The sequence below is a fragment of the Natrialba sp. INN-245 genome (assembly GCF_009807105.1).
GTDB classification, from domain to species: Archaea; Halobacteriota; Halobacteria; order Halobacteriales; family Natrialbaceae; genus Natrarchaeobius; species Natrarchaeobius swarupiae.
Map to the genome: position 1 here is coordinate 77,739 of NZ_WUBV01000040.1, position 16,118 is coordinate 93,856.

Sequence of the window (16,118 nt, forward strand, 5' to 3'; positions counted from 1 at the left end):
CGATAGCGGCGTCGTCCCGGCCGGGTCAGCTGATACGGTTTGCCGTCATACGGTTTGCTGTAACGATTTACCGGTGCGACTGCAGGACGGGTCGCGGTCGCACCGGAAATGACTTACAGCAGACCGTATCAGTCCGTATGAATCAGGGGTAGGGATGATACGGCCGCTCGAGGCGGGCTTCGAACCCGAGGTCGTCGGGGACCGTCCGGGCCCGCTCGCCGAAAAACGGTGTTCCGGTGAACAGCGGTTGCGCGCCGGGGACGACGACGCGAACCGCCTCGAACCCGATCGCTTCCACGTCGCGCGTCGTCACTCGCGCCGCGTATGGAACCAATCCGACGTCCTCGAGGCGTTCGACGACCGACTCGAGTGCGTCGGTTCCCGACGGAACGTCAGCGGGCCCCACGCTCTCGGCCGGGACCGTCTGGTCGACGTCGACGAACTCGCGGGCCGGTTCCGGGTACGAGGCGTACTCGCCGATCTCTCCCGACGCCTCCGCCGCGTCGTCGGGACCGAGGTTCCGGAGTTCCATCCAGTTTTGAAGGGCCTCCTCGAGTGCGGCCGTCGCTGCGGCCGTCGCGTCGAGGTCGGCCGCAGAGCCAGCGGCGAACGTCGGCCACGCGTCCTCTATCATCTCGATTCCGTCGTCGGGATCCGACGCCGAATCCCGGTGGACGGCGACGGAGACGACGGGAACGTCGACGTCCTGCGTGACGAGCAGCGGTGTCACCTCGAGTCCCTCGCTTTCGGCGCGGCGCTCGAGGGTCTCGAATCGCTCGTCGTCGACTGCGATCCCGAGTGGCTCGAACGTCGAGTACCACGCGAGCATGGTAGCATCGCGCTCGATCACTTCCGTCAGCCCCGATAGCAGGGCGTCGACGGTCGACGAACCGAGGCCGAGTCCGGTCGTGATCGCGGGGACGAGCCGCTCGCCGGGCTGGGGGAAGTGGACCGCAGCGGCCGGCAACTGCGCCGGGTCGCCGGTCGCGAGGTTCTCGCCGTCGACCCAGCGGCGTTCGACCGTGGGGTCGTACGACGGCGCGTCGTCCGGGCGGGCGAGTTCCGTGGGCGAGACGGGATTCTCGAGATCCGTTTCGCTCGCGTGGACGAACTCGTCGTCCCGGTAGACGCCAGCGCAGTAACGCTCGAGGCCCTCGCCGACGGCTTTCATCAACGCCGCGTTCCAGTCGTCGGCGACCCCTGCGGCCTGTTTCGGCGCGCTCGCGTCGCTGAAACCCTCCGTTTCGGCGTTCGTCGCCAGATAGTACGGTGCGGGAAACGATTCGACCTCACCGATGCTCGCGACGATCCCCACCCGATCGTCGATTGCTGCCTCGACGCGTTCGACCGCCGCGTCTAGCTCGAGCGAGTCGTCGTCGTACTCGAGCGTCCGGTCGCGGCCCTCGTCGGCACACCGACAGCCGGGAACCGGGAGCAGCCGTCGACGTCGGTGTGGGAGTTCGACGACGTGGCCGATCACGGATCGCTCGTCGCCCGAGAGAACGCGAACGCACTCCCGGCCGGCGAGCGCGCCGGCGAGGCGTGCGGTCGAACGATCGGCACTCGGGCGCTCGGTCGTCTCCGGATCGTGCGACGCCACGCGCGTGCGGAGGCAGTCGAAACAACCGGTCGCCGGCGCGAACCCCGACACCGCGGCGTCTACCGATTCGAGCGGATGACCGCCGACGCCACCGATCTCCACGGCGATCCACGGCGTTCGGCCGGACAAGGCCGCCTCGTTTGCTCGTTCTAGCGTACTCGAGCCGGCAACGTCGGCAACGACGCCGAACCTCGCGTCGGCGAGGTCGTTCGGACTGGCGTCCATGACCGAGACGTCGACGTCTCCCAGCGCGGCGACGACGGCCTCGTAGACCGGATCCTCGCCGACGACGTGAACCTGCATGTTCGTACGCTCGCAGTCGGGGGCAAAAAAGGCCGCGACGAGACCGACTGCTACGGTCTGGGATGACTGGTACGGACTGCTGTCATTTCCGATGCAACAACGGCACGTAGCGGTTGCACCAATATATCGGTACAGCGATCCGTCTCACTCGAGGAGATCGAACGCGACCGCGAGCGGGTCATCGCCGGGGGCGCCCCAGTAGGCGAACCGGTAACGGCCTGGGGCGAGATCCGGACAGATCTCGAGGTCCTCACCGCGGAAGTGGTCCTCGAGGATGCCCTCCTCGGTGAGTTCGAGCGTCCACTCGAATCCCTCACCGGGCGGGTGTTCGATCCCCTCGTCGGTGTAGCCGAACGTCGCGTCGCCGATCGTTCCCCGAATCTCGATCCACCCCTCCTCGGTCAGACGCTCGAGGGCGTACTTGCTCGCGTTGCCGGTCGTCACGTAGTCGGTCGAGACGTTACGCATCCAGACCCCCAACTCGTCCCCGCGCTCGAACTCGAGGTCTTCGGACTCGCCGCCGACTCCAGCGCCGTCGATCCGCATCGCCAACAGGGGGGTCCCGTCCCCGTCGCGGACCTCACCCCACGCGACGGCCCCGCGATCGCTCCAGAGCCGTTCGAAGTCGGGATCGTCGCACTCGAGGGCATCCGGAACCGATTCGGGTTCCACCGAGGGGCGAACGGCTCCCGGAAGCAGATCCGGGTCGACCAATTCGCCGGCCGACTCGACCTCGCTTTCTTCCCCCCAGCCGTCTACGATCGAAAACGCGGCCGCCGTCGGAAGGTCGTCGCCGGTGACGCGGACGAGCGCCGACGGGTAGGTGATCGACTCTCCACACGCCTCGTCGGGCTCGCTCACGTCGACGGCTCGAGCGGTTCCAGTAATCACACCATCCCCGTCGTTCGCGTTCTCCTCGGCCGAGACGGCGACGTTGTCGACTTCGATCTCGGCGTAACACGTGTTCGGGCCGACTGTCTGGACGACAAGAACTCTCGACTCCTCGAAGTCGGTGTCGGCGAACCACTCCTCGATCCCGTCGATCTCGTCGGGATCGTCGACCGGCCACAGCGCCTCCCGTTCGGACTCCATGACGGAGACGAACCCGTTTTGATCCTCTTCGAAGGCCCACAGCGGCCGTGAGAGCGAGGGTCCGAGCTGGAAGGTTTCGACTGCCGGGGACCCGCCGCCGTCGCCCGACGAACCGGTTCCGATCTGCCCTCCGAGACAGCCCGCGAACGCGGACGTACCGACGCCGACAGTGGCGGTAGCCAGAATGGCGTCGCGTCGGCTAAATCGTTCCATACGAACGAGTACAGACAGAACGGATAAATGCCTTCAGGAAGGTAAAAGTCGCGTTTTTCCTTACTGATCCGGAGACGGTGTCTCGCTCGCCCGACCGCTCGAGACCCCCCGCCGGTGGACGATCCCGGTGTTGTTCGCGACGTTCTCGGTGATCGTCCGGAACGCATCACCCGTGTCGCCGTCCTCGAGGACGGTCGGCGTCCCACCGTCGCCGCCCTCGCGGACGGCCGGATCGAGCGGGATCGAGCCGAGAAACGGCATCTCGTGGGTCTCGGCGAACTCCTTCCCGCCGCCGGAGCCGAAGATATCGTGTTCGCTGCCACAGTCCGGGCAGGCGAACGTCGACATGTTCTCGGCGATGCCGAGGACGACCGTCTCGTGTTTGGCGAACATCTCGAGGCCCTTGCGGGCATCGTCGAGCGCGACGTCCTGGGGCGTCGTCACGATCACAGCGCCCGTGACGGGCATCGTCTGGAGCATCGTCAGCTGGGTGTCCCCGGTACCAGGCGGGAGGTCGATCACGAGGTAATCGAGGTGGCCCCACTCGACGTCCTCGGTGAGCTGGGTGATGACCTTGTGGACCATCGGGCCGCGCCAGATGACGGGGTCGTCCTCGCCGGTCAGGAAGGCCATGCTCATCAGCTTCACGCCGTACTTCTCGGGCGGGACCAGGGTCTCCTCTTCGGTCGCCATCGGCGGCTCGTCGGCGTCGACCATCCGCGGGACGTTTGGCCCGTAGACGTCCGCGTCGAAGAGGCCGACGCGCGCACCCAGCCGAGAGAGGCCAGCCGCGAGGTTGACCGCGACGGTCGACTTGCCGACGCCGCCTTTGCCGGAGGCGACGGCGATCACGTTTTTGACGTTCGGAAGCACCTGTTCGTCGTTCGTGACGTCGTCACGATCGGGGATGCTCGCCGAGAGGTCGGGCTCGAGCCCCTCGTCGACGAGAATCTCCCGAATGTCGCCCGCGAGAGTGGTTTCAGACGGGGAGTACGGCGCACCGAGCGCGAGGTCGATCGCGACCTCCTCGCCCTCGACGGTGATCTCGTTGACGAGTCCGAGCGAAACGATATCGTCGCCGAGTTCCGGATCCTCGACCGTCCGGAGGCGGTCGCGAACGGCGGCTTCGTCCATGTCGGTAGGTGCCTCTGGGCGTCGAAAAGGGTTGTGTTCGATTCGGGATCCGATTTCCGGATGTTCTGGGGAACAGTCACGCCAGTCCGTCTCAGCGCTCGAAGAGGTAGTCGTCCGCCGGCGACTCGGGACCAGTCTCGACGTCACAGTCGAGAAACTGCGCCAGGTCTCCCTGGCGGACGAGGACGGCACCGTTCTCGAGGTCCCTGGCGTTCCGCGCGGGCACCTCGAGTGTCGCTACGCGTCGAAGTCGAACCGCGGCCCGCCGTAGGTCGGCGGATCAGGCTCGAGTTCGACCCCCCGCTCGTAGCGGACGAAATTCAGATAGAAGGGCCGCCCACAGCTCTCGATCGGCTCCCCCTCGAGGTCGGTGACGGGGCCGTCTTCGCCGCAGATAAAGGCGATTCCGTCGGCCGACTCGAGGTCGTCGTCGTCCGGTTCGGCGTACTCCCATCCGGGCTGAGCGGCCATCGTGACCGATCGGTCCGCGAGGTCGGGCGCGCGCTCGACGCTCGTGACCGCATCGCAGTGAGGGCACGTGTACCTGACAGTGACGGTCATCGAGCAGTGTAGGCGACTCGTGGACGTAAGGGTGTGGTCGCTCGACCAGCCGACCTGGGGCACTATTATGCGCCATTAATATGTGGGAAAATTACCTGGATAAAGAATATGCGCATCTCCTTCCAGCACGCGAATCCGACGCAGGACAACGAATCAGCGCTGCTCCGATTCACCTAGTCGAGACGCGCTCGTATCTCCTCGTCGACTCCGGTGGCGGCGAGACGATCCTTCGCGTGTTCGAGCGGACGGAAATCGTGGGGCACTCGAGTTTAGGAGAAGAGAGGGACGGTCTTGAAATTACCCACAAGTATTTCCTATGTGCACTAGATTAATACAAGTTATGAAACATAGTCAACACGTATGGTCGAACACATCGCCACGGTCCCGGGGCTGTTCCCGCTCCCGGACTGGGCCAAGGAGGAACTGACCGATCTGAAAGGACACCAGAAAGCGGACATGGTCTCCGGTGGCGAGACCGAGGAGATCGAGGCGGTCTACGACCGCGCTCGAGCCGAGATCCTGTCGACTCAGCGCGCGGCCGGCGTCGATCTACTGGTCGAAGGGCAGTACCGCTGGGACGACATGTTGACGCACGTGCTCTCGGTGAACGAGAACGTCGAGACCGCTGGGATCGTGCGATACTACGACAACAACAACTTCTACCGAGAGCCGGTCGTCGTCGACGACCTCGAGCCGAGTGGCGACGTCGCCGCCGAACTCGAGGCGGCGGCCGCGTTCGCCGACGGGACGCTCCAGGCGGTGCTACCGGGTCCGTACTCCCTCGCAAAACTGGCGACCGACGACCACTACGGCGACGACGCCGAGTTCCTCGCGGCGCTCGGGGAACTCCTCGCCGGCGAGGCGAACGCGTTTCCCGACGTCGAGGCGCTGATCCTCCTCGAGCCGTCGCTCGGCGTCACCAACCCGGACGACCCGACTCGAGTCCGCGAGGCACTCGAGACGGTCGCCGACGCCGTCGACGCACCGGTCGTCGTCCACACCTATTGGGGGACGCTCGAGGCGGACCTGTACGCAACGGTGCTGGACGCCGACGTCGATGCGGTCGGCTTCGACCTGGTCACTGCCGAGGAGTCGGCGCGGTCGCTCGTTTCGGAGCACGGAACGCCCGACTCCGTCGCGCTCGGCGTCGTCGACGGCCAGAACACCCGCGTCGAGTCGGCCGAGGAGATCCGGGCGACCGTCGACGGCTTCGTCGAGGCGGCCGGCGACCTCGAGACGGTGTGCGTCACCGCGAACACGGGGCTGTTCTACCTCCCGACGAACCGATTCGAGGCGAAACTCGAGGCGCTTGGGCGGGCGACCGAACCTGAGGTGGCCAGCGTATGACCGGCCCTCGCGAGCAGTTTCGGCCCGACGATCACCCGAACGAGCACTTCCTGCTGACGACCGTCGTCGGCTCGTATCCGAAGCCGAAGTGGCACGACCGGGCGCGGGAGCTGTTCGAGGACCCGGATGGCGATCTCGACCGGGGGGCGTGGGAGAAAGCCAAAGACGACGCGTCCCGCGTGATCGTCGACGAACACGAACGTGCGGGGATCGACGCCGTCACGGACGGCGAAATGCGCCGCACCGAGATGGTCGAATACTTCGCCGACCGGATCGACGGCTACGAGCGAAACGGCCGCGTCAAGGTCTGGGGGCACAACTACTTCGACAAACCGAGCGTCTACCGCGAAGTCGAGTACGGCGACTCGTGGCTGGTCGACGAGTACGAGTTCACCAGCAGCGTCGCCACGCACCCGGTGAAAGTTCCGATCACCGGCCCCTATACCCTCGCGAGCTGGTCGTTCAACGAGGCCTACGAGGACGACGCGGCACTCGCTATCGCCCTCGCGGACCTGGTCAACGACGAAATCGAACAGCTGGTCGATGCCGGCGCGCGCTACATCCAGATCGACGAGGCGGCGCTCGCGACGACCCCCGAGGACCACGCCATCGTCGGCGAGTGTTTAGAGCGCATCGTCGACGGCCTCCCCGAGGACGTCTACGTCGGCCTCCACGTCTGTTACGGCGACTACTCCCGGATCTACCCCGAGATCCTCGAGTTCCCCGTCGACGAGTTCGACCTCGAACTCAACAACGGCGACTACGACCAACTCGAGGTGTTCCGGGAGCCGACGTTCACGAAGAACCTCGGCTTCGGAGCCGTCGACGTCCACACGGCCGAAGCCGAGTCGGTCGCGGAGATCAAAGCCAACATCCGCCGTGCTCTCGAGGTCGTCCCGCCCGAACGGCTGACGATCAGCCCCGACTGCGGGATCAAACTCCTCCCGCGCGAGGTCGCCTACGCCAAACTCCAGAACATGGTACAGGCCGCACGGGAGATCGAAGCCGAACTCGACGACGGCACGATCGAATCGACGGCGACGGCCTCGAGGGCGGCCGACTGAGTGGTCGTGGCCGACTGATCGGTCGCCGTTCGTCGGCCGGCTCTCGGATCGGCTGTGGTTCCGTCGGTATCGGCTGTGGTTCCGTCGGTATCGGCTGTGGTTCCGTCGGTATCGGCTGTGGGCTCTGTCTCTGCTGGGTGTACACGTACGAGAGAGAAGGCGGAGAAAGCCCCCGAGTCGCTCGACCGTCCGCGACGTGCTGTGCGCGCTCGCTTCGCTCACGTGCTTGCGGCGTCGGGGACGGATCGACCGCCCGGCCCCTTTCAGCAGTTTCGAGGCGGAGCCCCCGGCCTCAAGGAGCGAGGGCTTCCGACTGGTCGGAAGCACGAAGTGAGTAGGCCGGGGAGGAAGCCGACACAGAGTGACGCAAACCACAAGACAGTAGCCGACCGACTCCCCAATGATTAAGTTCCGTTGAAACCACATCTGAAACATGGAGGTCAGACGAACTGCGCCGGTCAAACTCGTTGTTCCCGACGAGTATCACGACGACCTCCACGAAACTGCTGACCAGTTCCTCTACTGCGCGAACGAGGCCAGTGACTACTGCTGGGACAACACCGACTACGAAGACTGCGTCACCTCGAACGTGAAAGCCAGAGATGCTTTGTATGACCGACTCCGCGAGAAAACTGACCTGACAGCGAATCTCGTCCAAGAAGCCATCCGGCGTGCCGTTCACGCCGTCGATAGTGGTGTTGACCGCTGGAAGAAAGGCAAACGGACGAACAAGCCAGAGTTTACCTCTTGGAGTATGGTCTACGACAAGCGGAGCGCGACATTCTACCGCAACAAAATCTCACTCTCGACGGTGAACGGACGCATCGAGTGTGATTTTGAACTCCCAGCAGACAGTCCAACACCATACGAGGAGTACGTCCTTGCGGATGACTACGAGTTTCGGACGAGTACACTCCAGTACGACCAAGCCACCGACGAGTTCTACTTCCACGTTAAAACACGGAAGATAGGCACAGACGGTGAAGCTGTTGAAATTGAGGGTTCGGACGATACCGGTCACCAGACAGTCCTCGGGATCGACCTCGGCGTGAATAGCCTTGCCGTCGCGTCAACAGGCACGTTCTGGAGTGGTGAGGAGTACGACCACTGGATACAGGAGTTTGAAAAACGCCGAGCAGAGATGCAACAGCGTGGGACACAAGCCGCTCACAACGCCTTGCTTCGGCTTGGAAAGCGAGAACGAGCATGGCGCAAACAGTATATCCACACAGTCGCCAACGAGATCGTTGACGAAGCAGTTGACCACGAGTGCGACGTGATCGTGTTCGAGGACTTGACCGATATCCGTGAGCGACTGCCTCACGCTGACTGGCATCACATCTGGGCGTTCCGTCGTCTTGTCGAGTACGTTGAGTACAAAGCGCCGGACTGCGGTGTCGCGGTTGAACAGGTCGAGCCAGATCACACGAGCCAGCGGTGTTCACACACTGACTGTGGCTTCACTCACAAGGATAACCGCGACGGCGAGCAGTTCCAGTGCCTCAAATGCGGGTACGAGATCAACGCTGACTACAACGGCGCGAAAAACGTCGGCCTGCGGTATATGCGGAAGCGACAACACAGACTGCGTTCCTCGCCCACGTCGGGGAGCGCAGACGCACCAGTAGACGTGCGTATAAATGGTGGGACGTTGAACGACGACGGCTATCGGCCAACCGCCGACAGTTGATCGCCGGGAGTCCACATCAAAGCCCCACCCTCAACGAGCGAACCACGTATGTGGTGAGCGAAGTAGGGTGGGGTAGTTTACTCCCACCCGATCCACACCCTCCCCAACCGATTCACTCACTCCGTTCGCTCATCCCTCGCGAGTCAGCGAGACGGCCTCGCCGTCGCTCGACCGCCTCGCCAGCACGCCAAGTGGCCGAGAGAGTTTACGCGACGTCGTGACCGATCGTTGCGGATCGTATGTCGATCGCTGTTCCCTTCGACGTGGGGTCGGTACGCCCTCGAGTCGAGCGGGGACAACGTTTTTGAAACGACGGTTCGTCGCTCCGGCCACGAAGACCGTGCCGACCGCGTATCTCACCGTCGACGACGCACCCTCGCCGGAGCTACCCGCAAAACTCGAGATTCTCGAGTCAGCCGAGGTTCCCGCACTCTTCTTCTGTGAGGGACGCCGGTTGGCCGACTATCCGGAACAGGCTCGTCGCGCCATCGAGGGCGGCTACCACCTCGGAAACCACGGCTACTCCCACCAGCACGCCTCCGAGTGCTCGCCCGAGACGTTTCGGTCGGAACTCGAGCGAACCGACGCGTTGATCGACGAGGTGTACGAGCAGGCGGGAGTCGACCGCCCCGCGAAGCTGTTCCGGTTTCCCTACGGTGACAAAGGTGACGAGAACGCCGAGGAGTTCCAGCGGATTCTCGAGTCGGCGGGGTTCGTCCCACCCGATCCGGAGCGGATCGACTACGAGTGGTACCGCGACTGCCACACCGGCGACCGCGACTGGTTCTGGACTGACGACCTCGAGGACTGGTCGCTCGAGTCGCGGGCCGAACTCCGGGAGCGGATCGAGTCGGCTGCGAACCGGCTCGCTTCCCCCTCACCCGATATCGTCCTCTTTCACGACGCGGGCACCGCATCCGACCTGTTCGCGGAACTCGTCGGCCTGCTCGAGGAACGCGGCGTCGAGTTCGGCGCCCCGCTCTCATTGCTCCCGTGAGCGGAGGCGTTCGGTCGGCGGCGTCGATCCGGTGAGCACCCGGAACACCTTTCCCGTTCACCGAAATCCTTTGTCGTATGATCGACGAGACGGTCGAGGAGATCCAGGAGATGCAGACCCACAGCTCCTCGGTGGTCGCCGTTCGGGCGACCCGAGCACTCGAGGAGTTGACCGAACGGGAGTTCGCCACCGTCGAGGAGTACGTCCGCGCGCTCGAGCGCAACGGCTCGGTACTCCGGCGGGCGAACCCCTCCCACGCGTCGCTCCAGAACGCCGTCAGGGGCGTCGTCGAGGACGTCACGGACGCCGACCTCGAGAGCGTCGCGGAGGCGAAGGAACTGACCAGAGAGCGGATCGACGCCGTCGTCTCCCGGATCGAATCGGCGAAAGACCGGGCCGCCGAAAACGCCGTGGCTCACCTCGAAGACGGCGCGACGCTTCTGACCCACGACTACTCCTCGACGGTGATCGAGGCGCTCGACCGGGCGACCGACGCCGGAAAGTCATTCAACGTCTACGTGACGGAGGCCAGACCGCGGTACATCGGACGCAAGACGGCCCGGACGCTCGCGACGATGGACGGCGTCGAGGCGACGCTGATCACGGATAGCGCCAACGGCTTCGCCCTCGAGGAGTGTGACCGTGTCGTCGTGGGGATGGACTGCATCGTCGACGAGACGCTGTACAACCGGGTCGGGACCTTCCCGATCGCCGCGACGGCGGCCCAACTCGACGTCCCCGTCACCGTCCTCGGATCGGCGGCGAAGATCGTCTCCGAAGGGTTCGTCTTCGAGAACGACTTCCGCTCGAGCGTCGAGGTCATGCCCGAACCCGCCGAGGGGTTCGACGTGGAGAACCCCGCCTACGACGCGACGCCGGCGTCGTTGCTCGAGAGCGTAATCACCGACGAGGGCCGCCGGGAGTTCTGAACCCGATACTGGGACGTTCCCGCGTTTGTTCGGAGACGTGACTGTCTTCAAGCCGTGGCGAGACCATTAGCCGTTAACCGGTGTACGGTGGGTATGCGCCTCGTGCAGGTGTTCGTTCCGGAGGGGGATCTCGACCTCGTCCTCGAGACGGCAGACGAGATCGGCGTCGACTACGCTGTCTCCGAGGAGACCAGTCGCGGAGAGTTCGAGGCGGTCGTCTCGATGCCGGTCCCGCCGGCCGCCGTCGAACCGCTGCTCTCGGCGCTTCGAGACGCGGGTTTCGACGAGGATTCCTACACCGTCGTGACCGCGGCGGAGACGATCGTCTCGAGCCGGACGGAGGAACTGGTCGACGAGTTCGTCGGGACGAGAATCTCGCGAGAGGAGCTGAGCGCTCGAGCGGCGGATCTTGCGCCGGCGGCGTCGACGTACTTCGTATTGCTGGTGGTGAGTACGGCGATCGCGACCGCCGGATTGCTGCTCGACTCGGCGGCGACGATCATCGGTGCGATGGTCGTCGCACCGCTTATGGGACCGGCACTTGCGGCCAGCGTCGGCGTCGTCGTCGACGACGACGAACTGGCGACCCGCGGAGTCGTCTTGCAGGTCTTCGGCCTCCTGGCGTCGATCGCGACGGCCGCCCTGATCGGCTGGCTCCTCCGCGGGACCGTGTTGCTCCCGCCAGGGTTCGACGTCACGACGGTTCCACAGGTCAGAGAGCGGATCACGCCGGATCTCCTCGCAGTATTTCTCGCCCTCGGATCAGGGATCGCCGGCGTCGTGAGCCTCGTCCGGAACGTCGGCTCCGTCCTCGTCGGCGTCGCGATCGCGGTCGCGCTCGTTCCGCCGGCCGCGACGGTTGGCCTCGGCATCGCTTGGGCACACCCGACGATGATCGTCACCGCGGGGACGCTCGTCCTCGTCAACATGCTCTCGATCAACCTCACCGCGTTGATCCTGCTGTGGATCTCGGGATACCGCCCACACCGCGGCGCGAACGTCGACCGCGTCTACGGTCGCATTCGCTCTCGAGTCGCCGTGCTGGTGGTCGCCATCGCCGTCCTCTCGCTCGTCCTCGGCGGCGTCACCTACGGCACCTACCAGACCGCCGCGGTCGAACACGACGTCCAGACCGAACTCGCGACTATGAGCGACGACCCCGTGTTCGCGGATCTCGAGTTTCGCGAACAGGACGTCCAGTACGAACTCGTCGACGTCTACGCGGACAATCGGCCGGTCGTGACCGTCCTGGTCGAACGGCCGCCCGGCGAGAGGGAACCCGACGACTTCGCGGATCGGGTCAGAGAACGACTCGAGGAAGCGACCGGAACCGACCTACAGGTCACCGTAGAACTGGTCGATACTCGGCGTAGCGGTTGATTCGTCGAGGGTGGATTCAGTCGGCTACTTGCGGTGGCCGAACGTTCGTGGCGCGCCCTCCGTCGGCGTCGCCCACTCGACGGCGTTGCGAAGCACCCGCTGAATCTCGTCGTTCTCGTATATCGGGAACGTCTCGTGACCCGGCCGGAAGTAGAATATCCGGCCGTTCCCGCGCCGGTAACAGCAGCCGCTGCGGAACACCTCGCCGCCCTCGAACCAGCTCGTAAACACCAGTCGGTCCGGCTCGGGGACGTCGAACGGTTCGCCGTACATCTCCGTTTCGGGGAGTTCGATCGATTCGTCGAGCCCGTCGGCGATCGGGTGGCCGGGATCGACGACCCACAGCCGTTCGGTCCCGCCGTCTTCGCGCCACTGCAGATTACAGGTGGTTCCCATGAGCCGCTTGAAGATCTTCGAGAAGTGCGCCGAGTGAAGGACGAGGAGCCCCATTCCCTTGAGGACGCGCTCCTGGACGCGGTCGACGATCTCGTCGTCGACCTCGTCGTGGGCCTCGTGGCCCCACCACAGCAACACGTCCGTTCGCTCGAGGACCTCCTCGGTGAGCCCGTGCTCTGGTTCGTCGAGCGTCGCTGTTTCGACCTCGTGGTCGCCCTCGAACACGCAGGCGAGCGTAGCGTGGATTCCGTCGGGGTAGACCGCCGCGACCTCGTCGTCCTCGCGCTCGTGTCGGTACTCGTTCCAGATCGTGACGCGTACCATACGCGTCGTCCATCGGCCAGCCTCTTAGCTGGGTCGATAGACGAGCTGACCACCAATCCGCTCTACGCGCCAAATGGTGGACATTCACCCGAAATATATCATTTTACCTGAGAATCTTCCACCCATAACCGATTTATCAGTCACAACCCTTATTTTGGTCGCGAACCGGGTACTCACATGGACCACCGGGCTCACGTGCAACTGACCGCGAAACGGCATCTTTCTCACCGCCTGCTCTCCCTCATCGTCGATAAATCAGGTGTTTACACATGATCGGTGCGGAGATCGGGGTTGGCATCGTCGGGCTCGGCGGGATGGGGACCCTCCACGCCCGGAGCCTCGAGGATCTCGGTGCGGATATCGTTGCCGGCGCGGATCTCGTCGACGCACAGCGTCGCCGGTTCGCCGAGACGTTCGACGCGACGACCTACGAGACCCACGAGGGACTCGTCGTCGACGACGCGGTCGACGCGGTAGTCATCGCGACGCCGAATCGGTTTCACGAACCGATCGCCGTCGCCGCACTCGAGGCCGGCCATCACGTCCTCGTCGAGAAGCCACTGGCACATACGCTCGAGAGCGCAGAGCGGATCGCCGACGCGGCGAGACACGCGGAGGGAATCTGTATGGTCGGATTTCACAACCGCCACGCCGCGTCGATGGCCATGTTCGAGGAGTACAATTCTCGCGGTCGCTTCGGAGATCTCACGCACGTCGAGGCGAACTATGTCCGGCGACGCGGCGTTCCCGGGCCTGGCTCGTGGTTTACCGACCGAGATCTCGCTGGCGGTGGCGCGTTACTCGACATCGGCGTTCACGCACTCGACCTCGCACTCTATACGCTCGATTTCCCGGAGATCGCCGAGGTGTCGGGAGTCACCAGAACCACGTTCGGCACCCGCGAGGAGTACGCCGATCCGGACGGGTTCGGCGACAACTGGAACGCCGAGGCCGACACGTACGAGGTCGACGACTCGGTGACCGCGTTCATCCGCTGTGAGGGCGGACGCACGATCTCCCTCGAGGCGGCGTGGGCGACCAATCGAGAGGAGAGCATGGACTTTCGCGTCCGCGGAACGCAGGCGGGCGCGCAGTTCGATATCGGCGAGACCGAGCTGACCATCCTCGAAGCGGGGACGACCGGCTGTGATCACTACTCGGACGTGAACTTGACCGGTGACCCCTCGATGACCGGCTACGCCAAACAGGACGAGCAGTTTCTCACGACGATCGCAAGCGGCGGTGAGCCCCTGGCTAACACGATCGACGAAGCGCTTCTCGTCCAGCGGGTGATCGATGCCATCTACCGCTCGAGCGAGTCCGGCCGGGCCGAACCCGTCTCGACGGCTGAACTCGAGTGCACCCCGCGAGCCGACTGATCTGCCACTGTCTTCGGCCGGACAACCGGTTTCGAGCGACGGTGTCGTAAATCGCGTCTCGAGGTCGACGGTCCGACGTATCCAATGCTCTCGAGTGTGAACGGAGCATGCACTCGCTCGAGGAGAGATCGGAAAAGCGGATCGTCGATCCGTCGGCCGAGGCGGCTGACCCGTTAGACCACGTCGTCGAAGTCGTGGTGGCCGTGGATGTCGACACCCTCGTCGGTGATCTCACAGAGGAAAACGCCGTTTCCGGAGCCGGTATCACGCTCGGCGGCGGATTTGATGCCGCGGGCGGCGATCGTCGTTGCCTCGTCGTTCGAGAGGTCGTCCTCGTAGGCCTGTTCCAGGTGGCCGTAGGCGAGTTGCATTCCGCTTCCGGTGACGGTGTAGTCGTCTTCCATGACGCCGCCGGCCGGATCGATACTGTAGACGTGACTGCCCTCGTCGTCGACGCCACCGAGGATCGGGTGGATCGCGAAGAACGGCCCGCCGCGAGCGAAGTTCCCCGCGAGCGTCGCGAGCGCGTCGATGCTCATGTCCTCGCCGCGTCGCGCTCCGAAGAGGTTGACCTCTGCGCGCAGACTCGCGATGAACGACTGAGCGCCGCCGACGCTGCCGACCATCGTGAGTGCAGCGGTGGGGTGGATCTGTTCGACCTTCTGGACGTTCTTATTGGAGACGAACCGGCCGCCGAGGCTGGCGCGCATGTCCGTCGCGATGACGACGCCATCGGTGGTCGTGATGCCGATCGTCGTCGTTCCCGTTTTGTTCACGTTGTCCAGGTCAGCGCGTGTAACGTCGTTGCGCGGCAGGGATCCAACTTCCGGCTCGTAGGGGTTTGGATCGCTAGCCAACTGATCGACCGTTCGGGAAAACTCGGAGTCGTGAGTCGGTGTTCGCATTGACAGACCTTTACGACCGGCACGGTATAAAAGAGCGGCGTTCACCTCCGTCGTTTCCGCTTTAGGTGGTGTCCGACCGCCGGTGGTCCGATCGCCGCTGTCCGCCGACAGATGTCATGCGGATTGCTGTCCCGATCTCCCGGTGTGGCCGCGACCGCTCTGTGGTCCCACCCGGAACGACGGATCGCAGACCGTTCGAACTGGCGTGTGTTACGTCATTGAGCGTGGGCGGTCTCGTACGCCTGTTCGACGTTCGAGAGCAGACGGTGGATTGGCAGGGAGAGCCCGGCCTGTCGGGTGGCGATTGCGAACGGCATTGCGACGATTCCGATCACAATACACAGTTGGTACAGTGCGAACAGCGTCGCGCGGTACACGCGGGATATCATCAGCGTTCAGCCGTGCTCAGACGCAGGGAGTATATAAGTTTTCTTGAATCGTGGAGACTATAATGGTTATTAATAGTCTTTCAGGTCGCCGGAGTCATGCGATTCAACTGAGCTTTCGTCGGGAGAAACCAGAGGCGCACTCGAGTGGAGATCCGACTAAGCAGGGAAGAATCGACCGGCACAATTCTCGTAACTTATCGCCATTATTCGACTCACGTGCGCGCCGAATGCGCCGTGTGGACGCCTGTCAGCCCGTTTCGGCCCACACGTGGTAGTAACTATGCAAGTGATTGCAGTGACTACTATCGAATCCGTCTCGGTGAATCGCCTCGGGGTCAAGTGGTTCGAGAGACTTCGTCTCTCGTCATCACGGAAGACTTTGTCTTCCGAACGACCCCGAGGCTTCCTGTTTCGA

The 16,118-nt window shown here is 64.2% G+C and carries 15 protein-coding genes; 7 read left to right on the forward strand and 8 right to left on the reverse strand.

The annotated features are described in order from the left end of the window. Nucleotides 1-142: 142 nt before the first annotated feature. The 5 genes from GRS80_RS13020 to GRS80_RS13035 form a co-directional block, all read right to left on the reverse strand. Nucleotides 143-1,903 carry a YcaO-like family protein gene (locus GRS80_RS13020; protein WP_160047936.1) on the reverse strand — a complete coding sequence of 587 codons (1,761 nt, stop codon included), beginning with the start codon at nucleotides 1,901-1,903 and terminating at the stop codon, nucleotides 143-145. Nucleotides 1,904-2,047: 144 nt separating this feature from the next. Further along, the gene (locus tag GRS80_RS13025) at nucleotides 2,048-3,208 is read right to left on the reverse strand and encodes a hypothetical protein (RefSeq protein WP_160047937.1); all 1,161 of its coding nucleotides are present in this window, start codon (nucleotides 3,206-3,208) and stop codon (nucleotides 2,048-2,050) included. A gap of 60 nt (nucleotides 3,209-3,268) precedes the next feature. Continuing rightward, nucleotides 3,269-4,342, reverse strand: a complete 1,074-nt coding sequence (locus GRS80_RS13030; protein ID WP_160047938.1) for an Mrp/NBP35 family ATP-binding protein — start codon at nucleotides 4,340-4,342, stop codon at nucleotides 3,269-3,271. A gap of 91 nt (nucleotides 4,343-4,433) precedes the next feature. Beyond that, entirely contained in the window at nucleotides 4,434-4,568 is a 135-nt protein-coding gene (locus GRS80_RS20975) for a hypothetical protein (protein WP_255455284.1), read from the reverse strand. Nucleotides 4,569-4,579: 11 nt separating this feature from the next. Next, the gene (locus GRS80_RS13035; RefSeq protein ID WP_160047939.1) at nucleotides 4,580-4,903 is read right to left on the reverse strand and encodes a hypothetical protein; all 324 of its coding nucleotides are present in this window, start codon (nucleotides 4,901-4,903) and stop codon (nucleotides 4,580-4,582) included. A 360-nt stretch (nucleotides 4,904-5,263) separates the two neighbouring features. Between GRS80_RS13035 and GRS80_RS13040 the strand changes: the two genes are divergently transcribed. The 6 genes from GRS80_RS13040 (at nucleotide 5,264) to GRS80_RS13065 (ending at nucleotide 12,310) form a co-directional block, all read left to right on the forward strand. Then, complete coding sequence (locus tag GRS80_RS13040) at nucleotides 5,264-6,250, forward strand: 5-methyltetrahydropteroyltriglutamate--homocysteine methyltransferase (RefSeq protein ID WP_160047940.1); 987 nt, start codon at nucleotides 5,264-5,266, stop codon at nucleotides 6,248-6,250. Beyond that, nucleotides 6,247-7,314, forward strand: a complete 1,068-nt coding sequence (locus tag GRS80_RS13045) for a methionine synthase (protein WP_160047941.1) — start codon at nucleotides 6,247-6,249, stop codon at nucleotides 7,312-7,314. The genes GRS80_RS13040 and GRS80_RS13045 overlap by 4 nt, the downstream gene beginning before the upstream one ends. A 433-nt stretch (nucleotides 7,315-7,747) precedes the next feature. Beyond that, entirely contained in the window at nucleotides 7,748-9,004 is a 1,257-nt protein-coding gene (locus GRS80_RS13050; RefSeq protein WP_160047942.1) for an RNA-guided endonuclease TnpB family protein, read from the forward strand. A 304-nt stretch (nucleotides 9,005-9,308) separates the two neighbouring features. Beyond that, nucleotides 9,309-10,001: a polysaccharide deacetylase family protein gene (locus GRS80_RS13055; protein WP_160047943.1), complete on the forward strand. Its 693-nt coding sequence runs from the start codon at nucleotides 9,309-9,311 to the stop codon at nucleotides 9,999-10,001. Between the two features lie 77 nt (nucleotides 10,002-10,078). After that, nucleotides 10,079-10,930 carry a translation initiation factor eIF-2B gene (locus tag GRS80_RS13060; protein WP_160047944.1) on the forward strand — a complete coding sequence of 284 codons (852 nt, stop codon included), beginning with the start codon at nucleotides 10,079-10,081 and terminating at the stop codon, nucleotides 10,928-10,930. Nucleotides 10,931-11,023: 93 nt separating this feature from the next. Next, nucleotides 11,024-12,310 carry a TIGR00341 family protein gene (locus tag GRS80_RS13065; RefSeq protein WP_160047945.1) on the forward strand — a complete coding sequence of 429 codons (1,287 nt, stop codon included), beginning with the start codon at nucleotides 11,024-11,026 and terminating at the stop codon, nucleotides 12,308-12,310. Between the two features lie 24 nt (nucleotides 12,311-12,334). Here the strand turns inward: GRS80_RS13065 and GRS80_RS13070 are convergent, their stop codons facing one another. After that, nucleotides 12,335-13,030 carry a ThuA domain-containing protein gene (locus GRS80_RS13070; protein WP_160047946.1) on the reverse strand — a complete coding sequence of 232 codons (696 nt, stop codon included), beginning with the start codon at nucleotides 13,028-13,030 and terminating at the stop codon, nucleotides 12,335-12,337. Between the two features lie 269 nt (nucleotides 13,031-13,299). Here GRS80_RS13070 and GRS80_RS13075 point away from each other — a divergent pair, with 269 nt between their 5' ends. Next, nucleotides 13,300-14,409 (forward strand): Gfo/Idh/MocA family oxidoreductase, encoded by a 1,110-nt coding sequence (locus GRS80_RS13075; protein ID WP_160047947.1) that lies wholly within the window; start codon nucleotides 13,300-13,302, stop codon nucleotides 14,407-14,409. Nucleotides 14,410-14,582: 173 nt separating this feature from the next. Here GRS80_RS13075 and psmB read toward each other — a convergent pair whose 3' ends face one another. Together psmB and GRS80_RS20445 are read right to left on the reverse strand one after the other, a co-directional pair. Next, a complete protein-coding gene (psmB, locus tag GRS80_RS13080; protein ID WP_160047948.1) occupies nucleotides 14,583-15,314 on the reverse strand; it encodes an archaeal proteasome endopeptidase complex subunit beta in 732 nt (243 codons plus the stop codon). A 215-nt stretch (nucleotides 15,315-15,529) separates the two neighbouring features. Beyond that, entirely contained in the window at nucleotides 15,530-15,703 is a 174-nt protein-coding gene (locus tag GRS80_RS20445) for a hypothetical protein (RefSeq protein ID WP_200840388.1), read from the reverse strand. Nucleotides 15,704-16,118 lie beyond the last annotated feature (415 nt).